This is a genomic window from Streptomyces sp. NPDC043738, assembly GCF_056436545.1.
Map to the genome: position 1 here is coordinate 21,449 of NZ_JBWKCJ010000042.1, position 21,292 is coordinate 42,740.

At 70.8% G+C, this 21,292-nt stretch carries 23 protein-coding genes; 14 read left to right on the forward strand and 9 right to left on the reverse strand.

The window, feature by feature from the left end; genetic code table 11:
• Nucleotides 1-101 precede the first annotated feature (101 nt).
• Complete coding sequence (locus AC0680_RS34960) at nucleotides 102-1,556, forward strand: MFS transporter (RefSeq protein ID WP_478636968.1); 1,455 nt, start codon at nucleotides 102-104, stop codon at nucleotides 1,554-1,556.
• Nucleotides 1,557-1,727: 171 nt separating this feature from the next.
• On the opposite strand, the gene AC0680_RS34965 is transcribed toward AC0680_RS34960, so the two are convergent.
• Nucleotides 1,728-2,645 carry a helix-turn-helix transcriptional regulator gene (locus AC0680_RS34965; RefSeq protein WP_478636970.1) on the reverse strand — a complete coding sequence of 306 codons (918 nt, stop codon included), beginning with the start codon at nucleotides 2,643-2,645 and terminating at the stop codon, nucleotides 1,728-1,730.
• Nucleotides 2,646-2,746: 101 nt separating this feature from the next.
• On the opposite strand from AC0680_RS34965, the gene AC0680_RS34970 reads away from it, so the two are divergent.
• From AC0680_RS34970 to AC0680_RS34980, 3 genes are all read left to right on the forward strand, one after another.
• Nucleotides 2,747-4,198: an MFS transporter gene (locus AC0680_RS34970; RefSeq protein ID WP_478636972.1), complete on the forward strand. Its 1,452-nt coding sequence runs from the start codon at nucleotides 2,747-2,749 to the stop codon at nucleotides 4,196-4,198.
• A 153-nt stretch (nucleotides 4,199-4,351) separates the two neighbouring features.
• Nucleotides 4,352-5,356 carry an aldo/keto reductase gene (locus tag AC0680_RS34975; protein ID WP_478636974.1) on the forward strand — a complete coding sequence of 335 codons (1,005 nt, stop codon included), beginning with the start codon at nucleotides 4,352-4,354 and terminating at the stop codon, nucleotides 5,354-5,356.
• A gap of 93 nt (nucleotides 5,357-5,449) precedes the next feature.
• Complete coding sequence (locus tag AC0680_RS34980; RefSeq protein ID WP_384426948.1) at nucleotides 5,450-6,031, forward strand: TetR/AcrR family transcriptional regulator; 582 nt, start codon at nucleotides 5,450-5,452, stop codon at nucleotides 6,029-6,031.
• Between the two features lie 164 nt (nucleotides 6,032-6,195).
• Here the strand turns inward: AC0680_RS34980 and AC0680_RS34985 are convergent, their stop codons facing one another.
• From AC0680_RS34985 to AC0680_RS34995, 3 genes are all read right to left on the reverse strand, one after another.
• A complete protein-coding gene (locus AC0680_RS34985; RefSeq protein ID WP_478636976.1) occupies nucleotides 6,196-7,089 on the reverse strand; it encodes a D-alanyl-D-alanine carboxypeptidase family protein in 894 nt (297 codons plus the stop codon).
• Between the two features lie 191 nt (nucleotides 7,090-7,280).
• The gene (locus AC0680_RS34990; RefSeq protein WP_384427324.1) at nucleotides 7,281-7,919 is read right to left on the reverse strand and encodes a response regulator; all 639 of its coding nucleotides are present in this window, start codon (nucleotides 7,917-7,919) and stop codon (nucleotides 7,281-7,283) included.
• Between the two features lie 8 nt (nucleotides 7,920-7,927).
• The gene (locus tag AC0680_RS34995; protein ID WP_478636977.1) at nucleotides 7,928-9,154 is read right to left on the reverse strand and encodes a sensor histidine kinase; all 1,227 of its coding nucleotides are present in this window, start codon (nucleotides 9,152-9,154) and stop codon (nucleotides 7,928-7,930) included.
• A gap of 176 nt (nucleotides 9,155-9,330) precedes the next feature.
• Here AC0680_RS34995 and AC0680_RS35000 point away from each other — a divergent pair, with 176 nt between their 5' ends.
• Nucleotides 9,331-9,771 (forward strand): hypothetical protein, encoded by a 441-nt coding sequence (locus AC0680_RS35000; RefSeq protein WP_478636978.1) that lies wholly within the window; start codon nucleotides 9,331-9,333, stop codon nucleotides 9,769-9,771.
• A gap of 197 nt (nucleotides 9,772-9,968) precedes the next feature.
• On the opposite strand, the gene AC0680_RS35005 is transcribed toward AC0680_RS35000, so the two are convergent.
• Entirely contained in the window at nucleotides 9,969-11,351 is a 1,383-nt protein-coding gene (locus AC0680_RS35005) for a glycine--tRNA ligase (RefSeq protein WP_478636980.1), read from the reverse strand.
• A gap of 212 nt (nucleotides 11,352-11,563) precedes the next feature.
• Between AC0680_RS35005 and AC0680_RS35010 the strand changes: the two genes are divergently transcribed.
• The 4 genes from AC0680_RS35010 to AC0680_RS35025 all read left to right on the forward strand — a co-directional run bounded on the left by AC0680_RS35010 (nucleotide 11,564) and on the right by AC0680_RS35025 (nucleotide 14,876).
• Nucleotides 11,564-12,529 carry a metal ABC transporter substrate-binding protein gene (locus AC0680_RS35010; protein ID WP_478636981.1) on the forward strand — a complete coding sequence of 322 codons (966 nt, stop codon included), beginning with the start codon at nucleotides 11,564-11,566 and terminating at the stop codon, nucleotides 12,527-12,529.
• Nucleotides 12,530-12,570: 41 nt separating this feature from the next.
• On the forward strand, nucleotides 12,571-13,350 hold the full coding sequence (locus AC0680_RS35015; protein WP_478636983.1) for a metal ABC transporter ATP-binding protein: 780 nt from the start codon (nucleotides 12,571-12,573) through the stop codon (nucleotides 13,348-13,350).
• 13 nt (nucleotides 13,351-13,363) lie between these two features.
• Complete coding sequence (locus AC0680_RS35020; RefSeq protein WP_478636985.1) at nucleotides 13,364-14,263, forward strand: metal ABC transporter permease; 900 nt, start codon at nucleotides 13,364-13,366, stop codon at nucleotides 14,261-14,263.
• 184 nt (nucleotides 14,264-14,447) lie between these two features.
• A complete protein-coding gene (locus tag AC0680_RS35025; RefSeq protein WP_384426931.1) occupies nucleotides 14,448-14,876 on the forward strand; it encodes a Fur family transcriptional regulator in 429 nt (142 codons plus the stop codon).
• Between the two features lie 88 nt (nucleotides 14,877-14,964).
• On the opposite strand, the gene AC0680_RS35030 is transcribed toward AC0680_RS35025, so the two are convergent.
• From AC0680_RS35030 to AC0680_RS35045, 4 genes are all read right to left on the reverse strand, one after another.
• Nucleotides 14,965-15,783 carry an isoprenyl transferase gene (locus AC0680_RS35030; RefSeq protein WP_384426929.1) on the reverse strand — a complete coding sequence of 273 codons (819 nt, stop codon included), beginning with the start codon at nucleotides 15,781-15,783 and terminating at the stop codon, nucleotides 14,965-14,967.
• Nucleotides 15,784-15,858: 75 nt separating this feature from the next.
• Entirely contained in the window at nucleotides 15,859-16,605 is a 747-nt protein-coding gene (recO, locus tag AC0680_RS35035; RefSeq protein WP_384426927.1) for a DNA repair protein RecO, read from the reverse strand.
• Nucleotides 16,606-16,895: 290 nt separating this feature from the next.
• The gene (locus AC0680_RS35040; protein WP_478636988.1) at nucleotides 16,896-17,369 is read right to left on the reverse strand and encodes a cupin domain-containing protein; all 474 of its coding nucleotides are present in this window, start codon (nucleotides 17,367-17,369) and stop codon (nucleotides 16,896-16,898) included.
• Between the two features lie 77 nt (nucleotides 17,370-17,446).
• Nucleotides 17,447-17,659: a hypothetical protein gene (locus tag AC0680_RS35045; protein ID WP_478636989.1), complete on the reverse strand. Its 213-nt coding sequence runs from the start codon at nucleotides 17,657-17,659 to the stop codon at nucleotides 17,447-17,449.
• Between the two features lie 140 nt (nucleotides 17,660-17,799).
• Here AC0680_RS35045 and AC0680_RS35050 point away from each other — a divergent pair, with 140 nt between their 5' ends.
• The 5 genes from AC0680_RS35050 to AC0680_RS35070 all read left to right on the forward strand — a co-directional run bounded on the left by AC0680_RS35050 (nucleotide 17,800) and on the right by AC0680_RS35070 (nucleotide 21,291).
• On the forward strand, nucleotides 17,800-18,633 hold the full coding sequence (locus AC0680_RS35050; protein ID WP_478636991.1) for a helix-turn-helix domain-containing protein: 834 nt from the start codon (nucleotides 17,800-17,802) through the stop codon (nucleotides 18,631-18,633).
• Nucleotides 18,615-18,827, forward strand: a complete 213-nt coding sequence (locus tag AC0680_RS35055) for a DUF397 domain-containing protein (protein WP_478636992.1) — start codon at nucleotides 18,615-18,617, stop codon at nucleotides 18,825-18,827. Before AC0680_RS35050 ends, AC0680_RS35055 begins: the two co-directional genes overlap by 19 nt.
• Before the next feature lie 243 nt (nucleotides 18,828-19,070).
• Entirely contained in the window at nucleotides 19,071-20,507 is a 1,437-nt protein-coding gene (locus tag AC0680_RS35060) for a sensor histidine kinase (protein ID WP_478636993.1), read from the forward strand.
• Nucleotides 20,504-20,932 (forward strand): roadblock/LC7 domain-containing protein, encoded by a 429-nt coding sequence (locus AC0680_RS35065; RefSeq protein WP_384426917.1) that lies wholly within the window; start codon nucleotides 20,504-20,506, stop codon nucleotides 20,930-20,932. Before AC0680_RS35060 ends, AC0680_RS35065 begins: the two co-directional genes overlap by 4 nt.
• Nucleotides 20,929-21,291: a DUF742 domain-containing protein gene (locus tag AC0680_RS35070; protein ID WP_384426915.1), complete on the forward strand. Its 363-nt coding sequence runs from the start codon at nucleotides 20,929-20,931 to the stop codon at nucleotides 21,289-21,291. The genes AC0680_RS35065 and AC0680_RS35070 overlap by 4 nt, the downstream gene beginning before the upstream one ends.
• Nucleotide 21,292 lies beyond the last annotated feature (1 nt).

The following is a 21,292-nucleotide window of genomic DNA, read 5'->3' on the forward strand; positions in this document are numbered from 1 at the left end:
CGGCCGTACGGGGTGACCGGCCGCTGCGACCTCCCATTGTCCCGCACCGCGGGAGTGGCCCCGCCAGAGCCGACCGGCCCAGATGGTTGTAGCGTTCAACCATGCCTGACCTCAGCCGCCGGCGTCGACTCCTGGTACTGGCGATCTGCTGCCTGAGCCTGCTGATCGTCAGCCTCGACAACACCGTCCTCAACGTCGCCCTGCCCGCCATGCAGCGCGAGCTGAACGCCTCGGTCGCCGGTCTGCAGTGGACGATCGACGCCTACACGCTGGTGCTGGCGTCGCTGCTGATGCTCGCCGGGTCGACCGCCGACCGGCTCGGGCGGCGACGGGTCTTCCTGGTCGGACTGGTGGTCTTCGCGACCGGCTCGTTGCTGTGCAGCCTGGCGCCGGACCTGGGGTGGCTGGTGGTCTTCCGGATGGTGCAGGCGGTCGGCGGCTCGATGCTCAACCCCGTCGCGATGTCGATCATCACCAACACCTTCACCGAGCCCCGGGAGCGGGCCCGCGCGATCGGGGTGTGGGGCGGCGTCGTCGGCATCAGCATGGCGGCCGGGCCGGTGATCGGCGGGCTGCTGGTGCAGAGCGTCGGCTGGCGCTCGATCTTCTGGCTCAACGTCCCGATCGGCGCCCTCGCGCTCCTGCTCACCCTGCGCTACGTGCCCGAATCGCGCGCCCCCCGGCCGCGCCGGGTCGACCCGGTCGGCCAGCTGCTGGTGATCACACTGCTCGGGTCGCTGACGTACGCGATCATCGAGGCGCCGGACGCCGGCTGGGCGTCCACCGGGATCCTGGCGTGCGTGCTGGTGGCGGTGGTCTCGCTGGCGGCGCTGGTCGGGTACGAGCGGCGCCGCGCCGAGCCCCTGCTCGATCTGCGGTTCTTCCACAGCGCCCCGTTCAGCGGCGCCACCGTCGTGGCGGTCTGCGCCTTCGCCGCGCTCGGCGGCTTCCTCTTCATCAACACCCTGTACCTGCAGAACATCCGCGGGCTGTCCGCGCTGTCCGCCGGGCTCTACATGCTGCCGATGGCCGGGATGACGCTGATCTGGGCGCCGGTGTCGGGGCGGCTGGTCGGCGGCCGCGGGCCCCGGCTGCCGCTGCTGCTCGCCGGTGCCGCGATGGGCGCCAGCGGAGTGCTCTTCGCCGCCTTCGACGCGCAGTCGTCCGCGGCGCTGATGTTCACCGGCTACGTCCTCTTCGGAATCGGCTTCGGCCTGGTCAACGCGCCGATCACCAACACCGCGGTGTCCGGCATGCCGCGCGCCCAGGCCGGGGTGGCCGCCGCCGTGGCCTCCACCAGCCGGCAGGTGGGACAGTCCCTCGGCGTCGCGGTGATCGGCGCCGTACTGGCGAGCGGGGCGCACGCCGCCGCCACCGCGGACCAGTTCCTCGCGGCCGGCCGCCCCGCCTGGTGGATCATCACCGGCTGCGGTGCCGCCGTCCTGCTGCTCGGCGCCCTGACGACGGGCCGGTGGGCGAGGGCGACGGCGGCCCGCACGGCGGCACTGTTCGAGGAGGAACGGAGGGGGGAGCGGGCGGCGGGGGCGCGGTCGTGAGTACTGGTCGCGGGGGCGTGGCCGAGGGGCGCGGCCGGGAGGCGCGCGGTCGTCCTCGGCCGGGAGTACCTCTCGCCCCCGCCACGTTGTGGCCCCGCAGGGGGCACTCGCATCCCCTACGGGATCTGTTCCCCCACCCCTTAAGGCCCGCCCCACCCCGCCCCGCCCCGCCTACGCCGCGGCCCGCGCCGCCAGCTCCTCCAGCTGCTGCAGCCGCTCGCGGGACGCCTCGTCCACGGGGGTGTACGACAGCAGCTTGGGCCCGGGGTTGGGCCCCGTCCACAGGCTCGTCGCCGTCAGCTGCAGTACGCCCACCCGCGGATGCCGGAAGAGCTTGACGGCGCTCATCGGGCGGACGACCTCGTGCTGCGCCCAGATCTCCCGGAACTCCGACGAGGCCTCCGTCAGCCGCGCGACCAGCGCCTTCCAGGCCGGCTCCGCGACATGCTCCGCCATGGAGGCCCGGAACTTGGCGGCCATCACCCGCATCGTGGCGTCCAGATCGACCACGCTCGCCCGCCACTGGGGGTGGGTGAACGCCAGCCACATGCAGTTGCGGTCCTCCTCGGGCAGCGCGTCGAGATCGCACATCAGCTGCCCGTAGGTGCTGTTGTAGGCGAGGATGTCGAACCGGCTGTTCTGTACGACCGCCGGGAACGGGGCGAGCTGCCCCAGGATCTGCCGCAATTCGCGCGGTACGCCCGTGCACTCCCTGCCCGGTAGCGGGTCGATCGCCCCGGCCAGCGCGAAGAGGTGACTGCGCTCGGCGCGGTCGAGCAGCAGCGCACGGGCCACCGCGTCCAGGACCTGCGGTGATACGTGGATGTCCCGCGCCTGTTCGAGCCAGGTGTACCAGGTGACGCCGACCGCCCCCAGGTGCGCGACCTCCTCGCGGCGCAGCCCCGGGGTGCGCCGGCGCCTGCCGCGCGGCAGACCGACCTGCTCCGGGGTGATCCGCTCGCGGCGGCTGCGCAGGAAGGCGGCCAGCTCGGCCCGGCGGGCGGCGTCGTCGCGCGGGGCGGCGACGGCAGGCGGGGCGGCGGCAACGGGACGTGTGGCAGCCTGCGTCAGGGGCGCGTCGACGGTCATGCCTCCAGCGTGCCGCAGACCCCAGCCGGTTGCCAGGTAGCACGGGTACCAGGATAAGGACACTCTGGTACCCCTCTGAGCGGTCGACGATCGTCGACTCCGTGAGCGATACCGGAACACAGACCACCGTCCTGGAAGCCCCGGCGGACGCCCCGCGGCAGCACCCCGCCACGGCCGCGCTGACCCCACTCGGCCTGCTGACCGTCCTGCTGGGCGCGGCCCTGCCCCTGATCGACTTCTTCATCGTCAATGTCGCCCTGCCGACCATCGACCACGATCTGCACGCGGGCCCCGCGATGCTGGAGATGGTGGTGGCCGGCTACGGGGTGGCGTACGCGACGCTGCTGGTCCTCGGCGGCCGGCTCGGCGACACCGTCGGCCGCCGTCGGCTGTTCCTGTGGGGCCTGGCCGCCTTCGGTCTGACCTCGCTGGCCTGCGGTCTCGCGCCGGACGCGGGAACTCTGGTGGGCGCCCGGGTCGCCCAGGGCGCGGCGGCCGCGCTGCTGCTGCCGCAGGTCCTGGCCACCATCCAGGCCACCACCACCGGCAGGCGGCGCGCCAAGGCCGTCAGCCTGTACGGCGGCACGGCCGGTGTCTCCAGCGCCGTCGGACAGGTGCTCGGCGGTCTGCTGGTCTCCGCCGACCTGGCGGGCACCGGCTGGCGTGCGGTCTTCCTGGTGAACGTCCCGATCGCCGCGGCGGCCTGGCTGCTGGCGGCCCGTACGGTCCCCGAGACCCGCTCCCCGCACCCGACCCGGGCCGACGTTCCCGGCACCGTCCTGCTCGCCACCACCCTGATCACCCTGCTGCTGCCGCTGACCGAGGGCCGGGCGGCCGGCTGGCCGCTGTGGTCCTGGGCCCTGCTGGCGGTCTTCCCCTTCGCCGGCGCGGCGTTCCTGCACGTCGAGCGTCGCGCGGAACGCGCCGGCCGGACGCCCCTGGTACCGCCGTCCCTGCTGCGCATCCCCTCCGTGAACAGCGGTCTGGCCATGATCGTCCCGTTCTCGCTGGGCTTCGGGGGGTTCATGTTCGTGGTGGCCGTGGCGCTCCAGAACGGTCTGCACTACGGCCCGTTCGCGGCCGGTCTGTCGCTGGCACCGCTCTGCGTCACCTTCTTCCTCGCCTCGCTCGCCGGGCCGCGGCTGGTACGGCGGTTCGGGCGGCGGGTGGTGATCGCCGGTTCGCTGATCCAGGGCGCCGGGCTGATCGCCCTGGCGCTGACCGTGCACGCGAGCTGGCCCGGCACCTCGGTGGCCGGTCTCGCGCCGAGCATGGCGGTGCTCGGCTTCGGCCAGGGCATGGTGCTGCCGGTGCTGCTGCGCATCGTGCTGAGCGAGCTGCCGGTGGCGCAGGCGGGCGTGGGCGGCGGCGTGATGGTCACCACCCAGCAGTCCGGCCTCGCCCTGGGGGTGGCGACCCTCGGCACCCTCTTCCTCGCGCTGCTGCCCGCCGTCGGCATCCGCGATGCGCTGCTCGCCGCCCTGCTGACCCAGCTGGCGATCGTCGCGGGCACGACGGCGCTGGCTCTGCGCCTGCCCCGCACGGTGCGCTGACCTGCGAGAAGGCGCCGGGGACGCGGGAACAGGGAAAGAGGGCCACACGCGACCCCACCCTCCCACACATGACGGCTGACAGATATTGAAATCTGTCAGCCGTCATGTCATAGTGAATTGCGCTCCACCCCCGACCCCTCTCAGGAGTACGCAGTGCAGACCCGCACCCTGGGCACCAGCGGCCCGCAGACCTCCGCCCTCGGCCTCGGCTGCATGGGCATGTCCGCCCTCTACGGCGACAGCGACCGCAGCGAGTCCATCGCCACCATCCACGCCGCCCTCGACGCCGGCATCACGCTGCTCGACACCGGCGACTTCTACGGCATGGGCCACAACGAACTACTGATCAACGAAGCCCTGCGCACCGCCCCCGCGGCGGCCCGCGAGAAGGCGCAGACCAGCGTCAAGTTCGGCGCCCTGCGCACGATCGAGGGCGGCTTCACCGGCTACGACGGCCGGCCCAACGCGGTGAAGAACTTCGCCGCGTACTCCCTCCAGCGCCTGGGCACCGACCACATCGACATCTACCGGATCGCCCGTATCGACCCGGACGTTCCGATCGAGGAGACCGTCGGCGCCATCGCCGAGCTGGTCGAGGCCGGCCATGTGCGGCACATCGGCCTCTCCGAGGTGGGCGCGGAGTCCCTGCGCCGGGCCGCCGCCGTCGCCCCGATCTCCGACCTCCAGATCGAGTACTCCCTCATCTCCCGGGGCATCGAGGACGCGATCCTGCCCACCGCCCGCGAGCTGGGCATCGGCATCACCGCGTACGGTGTGCTCTCCCGCGGCCTGATCAGCGGCCACTTCAGCCGTGACCGCAAGCTCGCCGCGAACGACTTCCGCGGGATGAGCCCGCGCTTCCAGGGCGAGAACCTCGCGCGGAACCTCGATCTGGTGGACGCGCTGCGCAAGGTCGCCGAGCAGAAGGGCGTCTCGGTCGCCCAGACCGCCATCGCCTGGGTGCTCTCCCGCGGCGAGGACATCGTCCCGCTGGTCGGTGCCCGCCGGCGCGACCGTCTGACCGAGGCGCTCGGCGCCCTCGACGTCGTCCTGGACGCCGGGGAGCTGGCCGCGATCGAGCAGGCGGTCCCGGCCGACGCCGCCGCCGGCGAGCGTTACCCGACCGATCAGATGGCTCATCTGGACAGCGAGCGCTGACCGGCGGGCGCACGGGGGGCAAGGGCCAGGTACCGTCCGTAGGTACCTGGCGCCCGCCGCCCCGCCCGCCTGCTCCGAAAGGCCTCCCGCCCCATGCCCCCCGAGACGTTGACCCCCGAGCGCATCCTCGAAGCCACCGAGGAGGTGCTGCGCCGCTACGGCCCGGCCAAGGCCACGGTCGTGGACGTGGCACGCGCCCTGGGCGTCAGCCACGGCAGCGTCTACCGCCACTTCCGCACGAAGGCGGCGCTGCGGGAGGCGGTCACCGCGCGCTGGCTGGACCGTACGAGCCAGGAGCTGTCGGTCATCGTCGCGGAGGAGGGCCCGGCCCCCGAGCGCCTGGACCGCTGGCTGACCGCCCTCTTCGAGGCCAAGCGGCACAAGGCCGGCGACGACCCCGAACTGTTCGCCACATACATGACGTTGATCGGCGAGAGCGGCGGGGTGGTCGACCGCCACGTCACCGACCTGGAGTCCCAGCTCGCCGTCATCATCGAGGCCGGCGTCAGCCAGGGCGCCTTCCAGACCCCCTCCCCCGCCATCGCCGCCCGCGCCGTCTTCGACGCCACCGGCCGCTTCCACGACCCGTGTTACGCCCCCGAGTGGTCCCGACCGGAGATCACCGCCGACTTCGAGGCCGTCCGCGAACTGGTCCTCCGGGGCCTGCGCAGCTGAGGCACCCCGGGCCCCCACGAGCCCCGGCCCCGCGACCGCTGCCGAAACCGCCGCTCAAGCCGCCACCCGAACCGCCGCCGGAACGACGAAGGGGCCCGCCCGCGACCGTGCGGTCGCGAACAGGCCCCACGCCCGGCCCGGTTCGGGCCGAAGGCTCGCCCGGGTTACTTCTTGAAGGCGTAGTCCATCAGCTTCTTCGCGTCCGCCGTGCGGTTGGCGACCGAGGTGGAGGCGAGGACCGTGCCGATGACGGTCTTACCGTTCCGGGTGGCGGCGAAGACCAGGCAGTACTTGGCCTCCGGACCCGAGCCGGTCTTGACGCCGATGGTGCCGGAGTAGCTGCCGAGCAGGCCGTTGGTGTTGGTCCACTCCATGTAGCGGTAACCACCGCTCTTGGTGGTGACCTTCTGCTTCGTCGACTTCGTCTTCACGACGCTGCGGAACGTGGAGTACTTCATCGCGCTGCTGGCCAGCTTGGTCAGATCACGCGGCGTCGAGTAGTTCGCACCGTGCCCGATGCCGTCGAACGAGTCGAAGTGGGTGTTCGTCAGCCCGAGGCTCCTGGCGGTGGAGTTCATCTTGCCGATGAACGACTTCACGCGCGCTTCCCGCGTGGACCCGGTGCCGAACTTGTCCGCCAGCGCGTACGCCGCGTCGCAGCCCGACGGCAGCATCAGCCCGTACAGCAGCTGACGGACCGTGACCTTGTCGCCGACGATCAGCCGGGCCGACGAGGCCCAGTCGTTGGCGACGATGTAGTCGCTGTACGCCTTCTGGACCGTGACCTTGGAGTCCAGGTTGAGGTTCGGCTGCGCGAGCACCACCCGGGCCGTCATGATCTTGGTGGTGGAGCCGGTGGAGCGACGGGTGTCCGCGGCCTTGGTGTACAGCGTCTTACCCGTGCCGTTGTTCATCACGAAACCGCCCTTGGCGGCGACCGTGGGCGTCGGAAGCGTGGCGGCCTGCGCCGGGGCGGCGAACACCCCTGCCGTCAGGACGGCTCCCGCGGTGAGGGCAACTGCGGAGACGCGACGAATGCCCTTGATGCCAGTTTTCAAATTGAATACTCCAAATACCCCTGATACGCCTGCAATGCGGCTCATATGAGAAAGCCGCTCGGTCGTGAGACGCCTGAGACAGACCAATGGATGCGCGCCGACGGCTTTTATTTCCGCCATTTCACACGGCGGAACCACGGCGGGCGGGCAGCAGCTCACACCACGTCAACGACGACGCGTCACGCGGCGGATCAGGCACCCACCCCGAGGAAGCGCAGCACCGCCAGCACCCGCCGGTGATCGCCGTCGGCCTTGGGCAGGTCGAGCTTGGCGAGGATGTTGTTGATGTGCTTGGCGACCGCGCTCTCGCTCACCACCAACTGGGCGGCGATCCCCGCGTTGGAGCGGCCCTCGGCCATCAGGGCGAGCACGTCCCGTTCGCGGGCCGTCAGCCGCTCCAACGGATCGCTCGCCCGCCGCACCAGCAGCTGGGCGACGACCTGCGGGTCCAGCGCGGTGCCGCCGTCGGCCACCCGCCGCAGCGCCTCGATGAACTCCTCGACATCCGCCACCCGCTGCTTGAGCAGATAGCCCACCCCGCTGGTGTTCGTGGCCAGCAGATCCGCCGCGTAGCGCTCCTCGACGTACTGGGAGAGCATCAGCACCGCCGTGCCGGGCCACTGCCGGCGGATCGACAGCGCCGCCCGCACCCCCTCGTCCGTGAAGTCGGGCGGCATCCGTACGTCCACCACCGCCAGGTCCGGCCGGTGCTCCTCGACCGCCGCCAGCAGCCCCTGCGCGTCCCCGGACTCGGCCGCCACCTCGAACCCGGCCATCTCCACCACCTTGACCAGCCCGATCCGCAGCAGGACGGAGTCCTCGGCGATCACGGCACGCCTCACATCGGGCACGGCAGCTCCACGCTCATCATGGTCGGGCCCCCCACGGGGCTGCTCATCCGGAAGGTTCCGTCCACGGACCGCACTCGCTGGGCGAGGCCCGTCAGGCCGCTCCCCTTGGACGGATCGGCCCCGCCCATACCGTCATCGGCGATCACCACCCGCAGTATCCCGCCGAGCCGGGTGACCGTCACATCCGCCCTGGTCGCCTGCGGCGCGTGCTTGGCGATGTTCGTCAGCGCCTCGGAGACGACGAAGTACGCGACCGCCTCGACGGCCGGCGTCACCCGCTGCGGCAACTCCGGCGGCAGATCCACCCGCAGCCGTACGGGCAGCGGCGCACGGGCCGCGAGTCCGGAGAGCGCCGCATCCAGCCCCAACTCGTCGAGTACGGCGGGGTGCAGCCCCCGCACCAGGCTGCTCAGCTCCTCGATCGCCTCCTTCGCCTCGCGGTGCGCGGTGTCGATGACCTCCCGCACCTCCGGCGGCAGATCCGTCAGCGTGGCCTTGGCCAGCCCCAGATTCAGCGCCAGCGACACCAGTCGCTGCTGCGCCCCGTCGTGCAGATCGCGTTCGATGCGCCGCCGTTCGGCATCCGCGGCGTCCACCGCCCCGGCGCGGCTCTCGGTGAGGTCGGCCACCCGCCGCACCAGGTCCGCGCTCGGATCGGGCCCCAGCAGATCGGGTCCGAGCCGCGTCTCGAGGCGCACCAGGGCCGCGGCGAGGGCGGGCACGGCGGCGAGCGCCGCGAGGCCGGCGAGGGTGACGTAGAAGGCCTGGGTGGTGTAGCCGGGGTGGTCGGCCCGCCAGGTCCAGGGCGCCCCCCATATCCATGCGTACACCGTGGCGGCGGCCAGGCCCGAGAGCAGCAGGGACAGCAGCAGCACTTCGAGCCCGCCGAGCAGCGTGCCGACCAGGCAGTGGTAACCGAACTGCCGCTGCGGCCGCCGCCATCCGGGGCGGGGGATGTCGATCCCGAGCAGCTGCCGGAAGCGCCAGCGCTGGGCGGCGGTCAGCGCCGGCACGGAGAGCACCGTCAGCACCACCGTGAAGCCCAGGACCACCGGCACACTGGCGTCGTGCCCCTCGACGATCTCCCATACGAGACCGAAGGTCATGAACAGCAGGAACCCGATGCACAGGTGCAGCGGCGCCCCCAGGGCGAGGAAGGACGTGTCGCGGGTCAGGCGGGTGAGCACGCGCCGCAGCCGGGGCGGGATTTTCATGATCCAACCGTAGATGCCGGGCGCCGCGGGCCACCATGAAGCCCGTTGCCGTACGGGGGGTGTAGCTGGTGCCACCCCAGGTCGGACAGCGGCGCTACTGACCGCGGCCGGCGAAAACCGGAGTCTTGATCACGAGCCCGACGGCCGGGTTCCAGAGACCGGAAGAGACCCCTGCCATGGCTTTCATCGCCCTCAACTCCCCTGCGCACGACGGACGTTACGCGACGCCGCCGGTGGCCTGCCACGGGCCCGCACGGGTCGGCACCGCCCGCCGGTGGCAGGGCCGCATCCTGGCGGGCGCCGGTCTCGCCCTGCTCCCCTGGCTCGGCTACCTCGCCGGCACGTTGCCGCCCGCGGAGGCGGCTGCCTGGGTCGCCCTCGACGCGCTGGAGGCCGCCGCCCTGCTCGCCGCCGGCACCCGCCTGCTGCGCGGCGGCCACCGCCACCGCGCGCCCGCGGCCGCCGCGGCCGTCCTCCTCGTCGCCGACGCCTGCATCGACCTCGCCACCGCCGCCCCCGGCCCGGAACTGGCCACCGCCATAGCCATGGCCGTCGCGGCCGAACTCCCCCTGGCCGCCCTGTGCACCTGGCTCGCGGCGCGGCCGTCGCGGGGGTAGCTGGGGGGGAGCAGGGGCACTTAGGGGGTGGGCGAACACATCCCGTAGGGGTCGCGAGGCCCCCCTGCGGGGCCACAACGTGGGGGTGGGGAGCGGTATTCCCCACGCACAAGCGCCGGTCGGGCCCGGTTCACCCGAGCCCGACCGGCGCTTTGCAGCGATGCGACGGCGCTACGCCGGCGCCGCCCCGCCAGGGACTAGCAGCCCAGCAGTCGCCCGCCCAGGTACGACTGGATCTGGTCCAGGGACACCCGCTCCTGCTTCATCGTGTCGCGCTCGCGCACGGTGACCGCGTTGTCGTCGAGGGTGTCGAAGTCGACCGTGACGCAGAACGGCGTGCCGATCTCGTCCTGGCGGCGGTAGCGGCGGCCGATGGCGCCCGCGTCGTCGAACTCGATGTTCCAGTTCTTGCGCAGGTCGGCGGCGAGGCCCTTGGCCTTCGGCGACAGCTGCGGGTTGCGGGACAGCGGCAGGACCGCGACCTTGACCGGCGCCAGGCGCGGGTCGAGCCGCATGACCGTGCGCTTCTCCATCTTGCCCTTGGCGTTGGGCGCCTCGTCCTCGACGTACGCGTCGAGCATGAAGGCCAGCATCGCGCGGTTCACACCGGCCGCCGGCTCGATGACGTACGGAGTCCAGCGCTCGCCGGCCTCCTGGTCGAAGTAGGAGAGGTCCTGGCCGGACGCCTTGGAGTGCGCGCTCAGGTCGTAGTCGGTGCGGTTGGCCACACCCTCCAGCTCGGAGAACTCGGTGCCGCCGAAGTTGAAGCGGTACTCGATGTCAGCCGTGCGCTTGGAGTAGTGCGAGAGCTTCTCGGCCGGGTGCTCGAACCAGCGGATGTTCTCCTCGCGGATACCGAGGTCGACGTACCAGTTCCAGCGCTGCTCCATCCAGTACTCCTGCCACTGCTCGTCCTCGCCCGGCTTGACGAAGAACTCCATCTCCATCTGCTCGAACTCGCGGGTGCGGAAGATGAAGTTGCCCGGAGTGATCTCGTTCCGGAAGGACTTGCCCATCTGCGCGATGCCGAACGGCGGCTTCTTGCGGGAGGTCTGCTGGACCTGGGCGAAGTTGGTGAAGATGCCCTGTGCGGTCTCGGGGCGCAGGTAGGCGACCGAGGCGGTGTCCTGCGACGGGCCGAGGTGGGTGGAGAGCAGGCCGGAGAACTGCTTGGGCTCGGTGAAGCCGCCCTTGTTGCCGCAGTGCGGGCAGTTGATGTCGGCGAGGCCGTTCTCGGGCAGCTTGCCGTGCTTGGCCTCGTACGCCTCCTCCAGGTGGTCCGCGCGGAAGCGCTTGTGGCAGGAGGTGCACTCGGTGAGCGGGTCGGTGAAGGTGGCGACGTGGCCGGACGCCTGCCACACCTCGGGGGCCAGGATCACCGACGAGTCGAGACCGACGACGTCGTCGCGCGAGGTGACCATGGAGCGCCACCACTGACGCTTGATGTTCTCCTTGAGCTCGACGCCCAGCGGACCGTAGTCCCAGGCAGCCCGAGAGCCGCCGTAGATCTCACTGCAGGGGTATACGAAGCCACGGCGCTTGCTCAGGCTGACGATGGTATCGATCTTGTCGGCGGCCACGGTGCTCTCTTCATTACGACGACGAACGATGAATTGGGCAGACGCCCTGACGTCTCGCGCTGGGGGGTGGTCGGGAGACGGATGGACGAATAGTTCAGGGTACCGGCGGGCGCACCCCCCAGACCAAATCGGTTCCGTACCACTGTCGCCCCGCTCACACCCCGCCCCCGGTTTGTTGACAATCGTTTCCAAGTTTGTTGAAAATGACTGTCATGAACATACGCCGTCACATATCCACCGCCGCCGTCGCCGGAGCCGCGGTACTCGGCCTCCTGGCCCTCTCCGCCTGCTCCACGGCCGACGCGACGCGCACGGATGACGGCAAGCTGAAGGTGGCAGCGTCCTTCTACCCCATGGAATTCCTCGCCGAGCAGATCGGCGGCGACCACGTCGAGGTGACCGGCCTCACCAAGCCCGGTGTCGAGCCGCACGACCTGACCCTGACCGCGCAGCAGACCGCCAAGCTCAGCGCGTCCGGCGCGGTGGTCTACCTCAAGGGCCTGCAGCCCGCCGTGGACAGCGCGATCGCCCAGTCCGGCGTCGAGAACGTCGCCGACGCGGCGGCCCTGACCTCCCTCGAGGCCCACGGCACCGAGGTCGACGGCCACGACCACGACCACGCCGGCGGCGAGCACGCGCACTCCGGGTCCGAGGGCGGAAAGGACCCGCACATCTGGCTGGATCCGGTGAAGTACGCCGAGGTCGCCAAGGGCGTCAACAAGACCCTCGCCAAGGCCGACCCGGGCCACAAGGCGGACTACCAGAAGAACACCGACGCGCTGGTGAAGAAGCTCCAGGCACTGGACTCCGACTTCAGGAACGGGCTGAAGAAGCGGGCGACCGACACCTTCATCACCACCCACGCCGCCTTCGGCTACCTCGCCGAGCGCTACGGCCTCACCGAGGAGGCCATCAGCGGCCTCGACCCCGAGTCCGAGCCCAGCGCCAACCGCGTCAGGAGCCTGCACTCCCTCGCCGAGGAGCACCACGTCTCCACGGTCTTCTTCGAGACGATCGCCAACCCGGCCACCGCCCGGACCCTGGCCGGCGATCTGCACCTGAAGACCGATGTGCTCGACCCGCTGGAGGGGATCACCGCCAAGTCCCGCGGCAAGGACTACTTCGGCGTGCAGCGCGCCAACCTCGCCGCGCTGCAGAAGGCCCTCGGCAGCAAGTGAGCAGCCCCTCCCCACGACCCCAGCCCGATACGGAGGACACCGTGAACCAGGTGCAACCCCAGCCGGTCATCGACCTGCGCGGCGCCACCGCCTCCCTGGGCGCCCGCCCCGTGCTGCGCGGCGTCGACCTCACCGTCCGCACCGGCGAGGTCGTCGCGCTGCTGGGCGCCAACGGGTCGGGCAAGTCCACCGCCGTGCGCTCGGTGATCGGCCAGGTCCCGCTCACCGGCGGCGCGCTGTCCCTCTTCGGCACGGAGTTCCGCCGCTTCAAGGACTGGGCCCGGATCGGTTACGTCCCGCAGCGCACCACGGCGGCCGGCGGGGTCCCCGCCACCGTCCGCGAGGTCGTCACCGCCGGCCGCCTGGCCCGTACGAAGCTGGGCATCCTGCGCAAGGCCGACCGGGTGGCCGTACACCGCGCCCTGGAGCTGGTCGGGATGGCCGACCGTGCCAAGGACGCCGTCGACGCGCTCTCCGGCGGACAGCACCAGCGGGTGCTGATAGCCAGGGCCCTGGCCGGCGAACCGGAACTTCTGATCATGGACGAGCCGATGGCCGGCGTCGACCTGGCCAGCCAGGAGGTGCTCGCCGCCGCCCTGCGCGAGCAGGTCGCCGCCGGCGCCACGGTCCTGCTCGTCCTGCACGAGCTCGGCCCGCTGGAGCCGCTGATCGACCGCGCCGTGGTGCTGCGCGACGGCTGCGTCGTCCATGACGGCCCGCCGCCCAAGGCCGTCGGTCAGCACGCCCTGCCCGGCCACGACCACGTCCACCCACACGCCGACGCCGCCGCGGAACCGCTCCGCACCGGCCTGCTGACCTAGGGGCTGTATCGCCATGGAAATCCTCAGCTACCCCTTCATGCAGCGGGCTCTGATCGCCGCCCTGATCGTCGGCGTCACCGCCCCCGCCATCGGCATCTACCTCGTCCAGCGCCGCCAGGCCCTGATGGGCGACGGCATCGGCCATGTCGCGCTGACCGGCGTCGGCCTCGGCTTCCTGCTCAACCAGAGCCCCGTCTGGGTCGCCACCGCCGTCGCCGTCACCGGCTCCGTCGTCATGGAGCTGATCCGCTGGTACGGCAGGACCCGCGGCGACCTCGCGCTGGCCATGCTGTTCTACGGCGGCATGGCGGGCGGCGTGATGCTGATGAGCCTGTCCGACGCCGGCTCCAACGCCAACTTCGGCACCTACCTCTTCGGCTCGATCACCACCGTCTCGCCGCAGGACATGACGACGATCTGTGTGCTCGCCGCACTGGTGCTGGCGGTCACCGTCGGCCTGCGCCGCCAGCTGTTCGCCGTCTGCCAGGACGAGGAGTTCGCCCGGGTGACCGGCCTGCCGGTGCGGCTGCTGAACCTCCTGATCGCCGTGACCGCCGCGGTCACCGTCACCGTCGCCATGCGCGTGGTCGGCCTGCTGCTGGTCAGCGCCCTGATGGTGATCCCGGTCGCGGCCGCGCAGCAGATCAGCCGCAGCTTCGCGGTCACCTTCACGGTGGCCGTGGCCATCGGTGTGGCGGTCACTCTTACGGGCACCACCACCTCGTACTACGTCGACGTGCCGTCCGGCGCGACGATCGTGCTCCTCGCCATCGGCCTGTTCGTCGTCTTCACCGCGCTCGCCGGGCCGCTGACGAAAAGGCGCGCCAGGGCTGCCGCACAGCCCGGTGCGGGGTGCACCCTGGAGGTACCCGGCGGCCGCACCGCCGCGGACGACGTGAAGGTGGCCGGATAGCGCCGCCTAAGCCCGCACGAGTCGGCGCATAGATATACGTAAAGGGGTACGTGCAGATGTGCCCCCAGGAGTACGGGAGATGTCCGCGCAGGTGTAAGCGTCCCACCGGGGATCCGGGCATCACCTGGCACAATGGCGGGACGCATGTGCAGGGAGAGGTCCCTGACGTCCTAGGGAGGCAACGGTGGCGACGAGCGCGGGATCTCCGGTACGCGGCCGGTCGACGCGGCAGCGGACCGCGGTGTCCGCCGCACTCGACGAGGTGGACGAGTTCCGCAGTGCACAGGAACTGCACGACATGCTCAAGCACCGCGGTGACTCGGTCGGGCTGACCACCGTCTACCGCACTCTGCAGTCCCTCGCCGACGCCGGCGAGGTCGACGTGCTGCGCACCAGCGACGGCGAGGCCGTCTACCGCCGGTGCAGCACCGACGATCACCACCACCACCTGGTGTGCCGGTCCTGCGGCAAGGCCGTCGAGGTCGAGGGCCCCGCGGTGGAGAAGTGGGCCGACCAGATCGCCGCGGAGCACGGCTTCCGGGACGTGGCGCACACCATCGAGATCTTCGGGACGTGCGGCGAGTGCGCCGAGCGGGCCGCCGAGGAGAAGTAACGCCGGATTCGGCGTCACGCCAGGACCGACGCACACGGGCCGCCCCCTTCAGGCTCAAGGGGGCGGCCCGTGTCGTGGTCGCGCTGCCTTACGTGGCCGGGTGGCCGTCCGGCGCCGGCGCCGCCCCGAAGCGGCGGTCCCGCTTGGCGTACTCCAGGCACGCGTCCCACAGGTTCCGGCGGTCGAAGTCCGGCCACAGAATGTCCTGGAACACCATCTCGGCGTACGCGCTCTGCCAGATCAGGTAGTTCGAGGTCCGCTGCTCGCCGGACGGCCGCACGAAGAGGTCCACGTCCGGCATGTCCGGGTAGTACATGTACTTCGCGACGGTCTTCTCGTTGACCTTCGACGGGTCCAGCTTCCCGGCCCGCACATCCGCCGCGATGGCCGCCGCCGCGTCCGCGATCTCCGCCCGACCGCCGTAATTCACGCAGAAATACAGCGTCATCGCGTCATTGTTCTTGGTCTGCTCCTGGGCGATCTGGAGCTCCTGCACCACGGACTTCCACAGCTTCGGCATCCGCCCGACCCAGCGGATGCGGATGCCCAGCGCGTCCATCTCGTCGCGCCGGCGCCGGATCACGTCCCGGTTGAAGTTCATCAGGAACTTGACCTCGTCGGGCGACCGCTTCCAGTTCTCCGTCGAGAAGGCGTAGAGCGAGAGGTTCTTCACGCCCATCTCGATGCAGCCCTTGAGCACGTCCAGGACGACGCCCTCGCCGACCTTGTGGCCCTCGGTGCGCGGCAGCCCGCGCTCCTTGGCCCACCGGCCGTTGCCGTCCATGACGACGGCCACATGGTTCGGGACCAGATCACTGGGGATCTTCGGCGGCCGCGCACCGGAAGGGTGCGGCTCGGGCGTCTCGTACTCGCGCCGATTACGGCCCAGAATCCCGCGTCGTGCCATGCGGCCCACGTCTCCTATGTGTCGCTTCGGGGGTTCGTCAGGTGATGCGTTGGTGATGCGCTGTGTGCTTGTGCGTTACTGCTCTACGTACCGGAGGGAGCGCAGGCCCCGCTCCAGATGCCAGTGCAGATACGCCGTGACCAGCCCGCTGCCCTCCCGGGCGTGCCGGGCCTCGCAGGCGTCCGCGGTCTCCCAGTCGCCGGTCAGCAGCGCGCTGAGGAGTCCGATGGCCTCTGAGGAGGGTACGACGCTTCCGGGGACCCGGCAGTCGCCGCATATCACTCCGCCCGACGCCACGGAGAAGAACCGGTTGGGACCGGGCAGCCCGCACCGCGCACAGCTGTCGAAACTCGGCGCGTAGCCGTTGACGGCGAGCGAGCGCAGCAGGAAGGCGTCCAGGACGAGGTGCGGGGCGTGCTCGCCGCGCGAGAGCGTCCGCAGGCCGCCGACCAGCAGCAGGTACTGCTGTACGGCCGGCTCGCCCTCGTGGTCGGTGAACCGCTCGGCGGTCTCCAGCATGGCCGTGCCGGCGGTGTAGCGGGCGTAGTCGGTGACGATCCCGCCACCGTACGCGGCGATGGTCTCGCTCTGTGTGCACAGCGGCAGGCCGCGGCCGATCAGCTCGCTGCCGCGGGCGTAGAACTGCACGTCCACATGCGAGAACGGCTCCAGCCGCGCCCCGAACTTCGACTTCGTGCGCCGTACGCCACGGGCCACCGCCCGGACCCGGCCGTGGCCCCGGGTGAGCAGCGTGATGATCCGGTCCGCCTCACCCAGCTTCTGGGTGCGCAGCACGATGCCGTCGTCGCGGAACAGACTCATGCGGCCATTGTTCCGCATGGCGGGACCGCCCACGTGGGCGGCTGCGGGGCCGTGGTGGTTTGTCGCCGTTGCGCGTTCCGCTGCGCTTGGCCGCTTCCCACGTGGTCGGCTTTCCCGCCGTGGGGGTTTGTCGCCGTTGCGCCTGCGGCGGGCTGGTTGCCGCTGCGCGGGGCTGTTCGGCCGCGGGGCCGCTCCTCCGGACTCCGTCCTGCGGTGCGGCCCCTCCCGTAGGTGGGTGGTGGGGAGGAGGCCGGTGGGGTCTCCGTCGGGCGGCCTAGGACCGGCCCGCCCTAGGCCAGGTGCAGGGGCCTCATGTCGATGCCGTGCCGCCGGCCGACCTCCACCATGCGCTCGATGTCCTGGGCCGTGGCCGACGGCGGTGGCAGCTCGCGTCGCTGGGCCGGTTCACCGGCTTCGGCGAAGAACTTGTCGATACCGCCCGGCGTGTAGGTGATCACCATGCGGACCGTGCTCGTGGGTTCGAATCGCTCCAGCGTCCCCGCGGGGATGTGGAAGAACGACCCGGGGCCGCCTTCGAACGTCTCGTTGCCGATGTGATAGCGCAGCGTTCCCTCGACGACGTAGACGCTCTCGGTTCCGGGGTGGGTGTGAGGCGGTGGGCCTCCTCCCTCCGGAATGGTCATCTCCATGACGGTCATCTCGCCGTTGGTCTCGTCACCGGACGCCTTGACCTCATACAGGCCGTTCATCAGCCAGAATGCGTCGCCGTCGCCTTTCGGGCGTACGACGGGGTTCTTCGCCATGCGGTCGCTCCTTGCTCTCGTAGCTTCCACACGTGTCCCCGCTGCTCACCCGGCGGAAGGCCGCCGTCCGGGTAGGTCTAGGGCCGCTCCCCCCGTGACTGCCGCACCAGCGCCGCGGTCAGCTGCCGGGCGACCTCCATCGAGCAGCGGCCCAGCTCGACGAGCGGCGGGTTGTAGCGGTGCGCGATGGAGACGGGGTCGGGGCGCAGCGACGGCAGGACGACCCCCGCGCCGGCGAGGGCCTCGCGCAGTTCCGTCGTCACGGCATCGACTTCCTTGAGGTGCTTCATGATCGTCCGCCTTTTTTCGCAGGGTTGTTCACGTTTTGCATGCAGAGCGTGACGCTGCGGAACTACGCTGCGCAAGGGGATCGGCACGGGATCGGCACTACAACTGCCGTGCACACGGTGGGAGTTAGAGGGAGTCAGCCATGGCCAATGGCTCACGCATGGCGGCATGGGAGCACTGGGGCGCGGAGCTCAAGTACCGCCGCGAGCTCGCCGGACTGACGCAGGGCGAACTGGGGCGGCGGGTGTTCGTCTCCGGCGGCTACATCGGCCAGTTCGAGCAGGCGATCCGCAAGCCCCAGCTGGATGTGGCGATCCGGATCGACGAGGTGCTGCAAACCGACGGCTTTTTCGAGCGGGCCTGGCGCAAGCTGATCGACGACAAGCGGTATCCGCACTACTTCGCGGCAGCGGCGGATCTGGAGCGGTTGGCGACCAAGATCTGCGACTTCGAGTCGATGATCGTGCCGGGGCTGCTGCAAACGCCGACCTATGCACGGGCGCTGATGCTCGCAGGCAACCCGCTGGCCGCAGACGAGTACATCGAAGACAAGGTCCGCGCCCGGCTCGACCGGGCGGCCATCCTCAAGGACACAGCTCGTCCCATGTATTGGGCTGTTCTGCACGAGGCGGTACTGCGGGTGCCGGTGGGCGGCATGGCCGCCATGACTGAGCAGCTGGAGCACATCGCGCGACTTGGGCGCGAGCGGAAGATCCTGGTGCAGATCCTCCCGTTCTCGGCTGGCGCGTTTTCCATCATCGGCAAGATGGTGACCCTCCTGGAATTCGAGGATGCCCCGCCAACCGCCTATACAGAGGGCGTGTATTCGGGCAATCTGCTGGACGAACCGGCCGTAGTGAGGCACGTACAGGAGAGCTACGATCTGGCGAGGGCCGCCGCGCTTTCACCCGACGCGTCCCTAGCCCTGATCGAATCGGCCGCTGAGGACTACAGACGATGCGAGACCACGACCTGAGCACGGCCTGCTGGCGCAAGAGCAGCTACAGCGACACCAACGGCGGTAGCTGTATCGAGGTAGCCGACGACATCCCCGGCCTCATCCCCGTCCGTGACAGCAAGAATCCGCACGGGCCGGCCATCGCGTTTCCGGCGCCCGCATGGTCCGCTTTCATCGGCGCCGTCAAGAACGCGCAGTTCAAAGGCGCCTGACCGGCTTTCACCAAGCCGTCACAACAAGAGCACAAGGGCCCTGCCATCTCTCCTGGATGACAGGGCCACATCACGTTATGGTCCAGGGCATACACGGGCGGAACGTGACCTTCCGCACTTCTCAGTCACCCCCCGCGATCGGCCCTTACGGCTCGTCAACTCCCCGGTAGCATCCCGTGATGATCGGCACCACGAAGCCGTGATGGCCGGCCGCCCCCCTCAGTCCCCATATAGAGGATCTCGATGACATCCATACCGGAGGCGCTGTTGTGGTGCCTCAGCGCAGGTACGGCCGCCGCCGTGGTCCTGGCGGCGCTCACGATCCGGGCCAGCGGACAGCGCAAGGCCCTGACGGCCCGTCTCACCGCCGCTGAGGAACAGAACAGCGCCACGCTCCACGGCAATACGGAGCTCTCGGCCCGGCTGCGCGCCACCGAGGCCGAGATCCGGCACCTGGCCGGGACCAGGCTGCCCGACCTGACGATGGCGCTGGCCCACCCGCACGTGCCCGTACGCGGGTTGCTGGACGCCCGGTTCGCGGGGTCCGAGACCGACCAGGCGCTCAGCGCCGTGCTGGAGCAGGTCGGCGAGGCCATCACCAAGGAGCGGTCCCGGGTCGACGCGGCGGCGCAGTCCACGCTGCGGGGCGCGACCACGACGATCCAGGCGCTGCTCTACCGCCTCCAGACGGCGCTTCAGGACATGCAGCACCGCTACGACGACCCGTCCGTCGCCCAGGACCTGCTGGCCGCCGACTTCCTCAACGAGCAGGCGCTGCGGCGCATCCAGGCCACCGGTGTGGTGTGCGGCGCCTGGCCGGGCCTGACCCGGGAGGACTCCTACCTCTCCGAGCTGGTGGTCGGCGCCGCCTCGCGGCTGCGCGGCTACGAGCGCGTACAGGTCAGCAACCAGCTGCGCGACCCCGTCGCGGTGGTCGCCCGGGCCGTCGAGCCGATCGCGATCACCGTCACCGAGCTGCTCGCCAACGCGCTGCACCACTCCCACCGGGAGCTGCCCGTCACCGTCACGCTGCAGCAGGGCAACCGCGGTGCGTCGGTCATCATCGACGACTACGGCGTCGGTATGCACGACGACGAGGTCAAGGCCGCGATGGAGCTCCTCGCGAGCGACACGGACCTGCTGCTGACCCAGCTCGGCGACCCGCCGCGGTCCGGTTTCGCGGCGGCCGGCCAGCTGGTGCGCCAGTACGGCTTCGGCGTGCACATCGAGTCCTCGCCGTACGGCGGCGTGCGGGCCGTCGTCTACATCCCGGGTGACCCCCTCCTCACCGTCCTCGACGAGAGCGCCCAGCCCATGTCCGTGATGGCTCCGATGCCGCGCCGTTCCGGCGCGTCCGAGCGGCCCGCCGTACTCCCGACCGGAGCCGCCGCCCCCACTCCCCCCACACCGCACACCCCCGCGCCGGCCGCTCCGGCACACGGCGTGCCCGCACAGCCCGACGCCGCGGCGGCCTCCGCCGAGGGCGGGCTGCCGCGCAGGCGCCGCCGGCAGCCGGTGGCCGAGCAGGAACAGAGTCTGCCGCGCACCGAGCCCGTCCACGAACGTTCCCCGGAGGAGACCGGCTCTCGTTGGGCCGCGCTCCAGCAGGGCACCGAGTCCGGCCGCGCGGCAGCCCAGTCAGAAGCCCCTCGCAGTCCCGAAGGGAACGTCCAGCCATGAACAGCCCGACCCGCCGCCGCGTCACCGAGGACAAGTCCTGGGTGCTGGCCCCCCTCTTGGAGCTGCCGCATGTTATCCACGCAGCCGTGATCTCCGGCGACGGCTTCATCGAGGGCGCCTCACCGGGCCTGACCCGGGATTCCGCCGAGGGTGTCGCCGCGATGATGTCCGCGCTGCAGGGCGCCGGCCGCGCCGTCACCGCGGCGTTCGCCGGCAAGGACGACGCCAGGCTGCGGCAGACCGTCATCGAGTCCGACGAGGGCTTCGTCTTCGCGATACCGGCCGGCGAGAACACCTGCCTGGCCGTCTTCTGCGGCCCGGAGGTGAACATGGGCGTCGTCGCGCACCACATGCAGATCCAGGTCACGACCCTGGGCAGCAAGGTCATGAACAGCCCGGCTCGGGACCTCGGTACGCCGGCATGACGCCGCGCCAGAGCAGCGGACGGCGCCTCGTACCGGCCTATCTTGCGACCGGCGGACGCGCCCAGCCCAGCCGTAACACGTTGGACCGGCTCACCCTGCTGCACAGCGCGGGGATGCCGATCACCAGTGAGGTACGCCCGGAAGAGCACCGCATCCTGGAGCTGCTGCAGCCCGGGGCGCTGTCTCTGGCGGAGGTCGCCGCCCACCTTCAGCTGCCCGTCAGCGTGGTGAAGGTACTGGTCGCCGACCTCGTCGATGCCGGGCGGCTGCACGCCCGTGTCCCCATCCCCGAAGCCGAGCAATTCGACCGGCAGATCCTGGAGAGGGTTCTCGATGGACTCCGCTCTCTCAAGTCCTAGC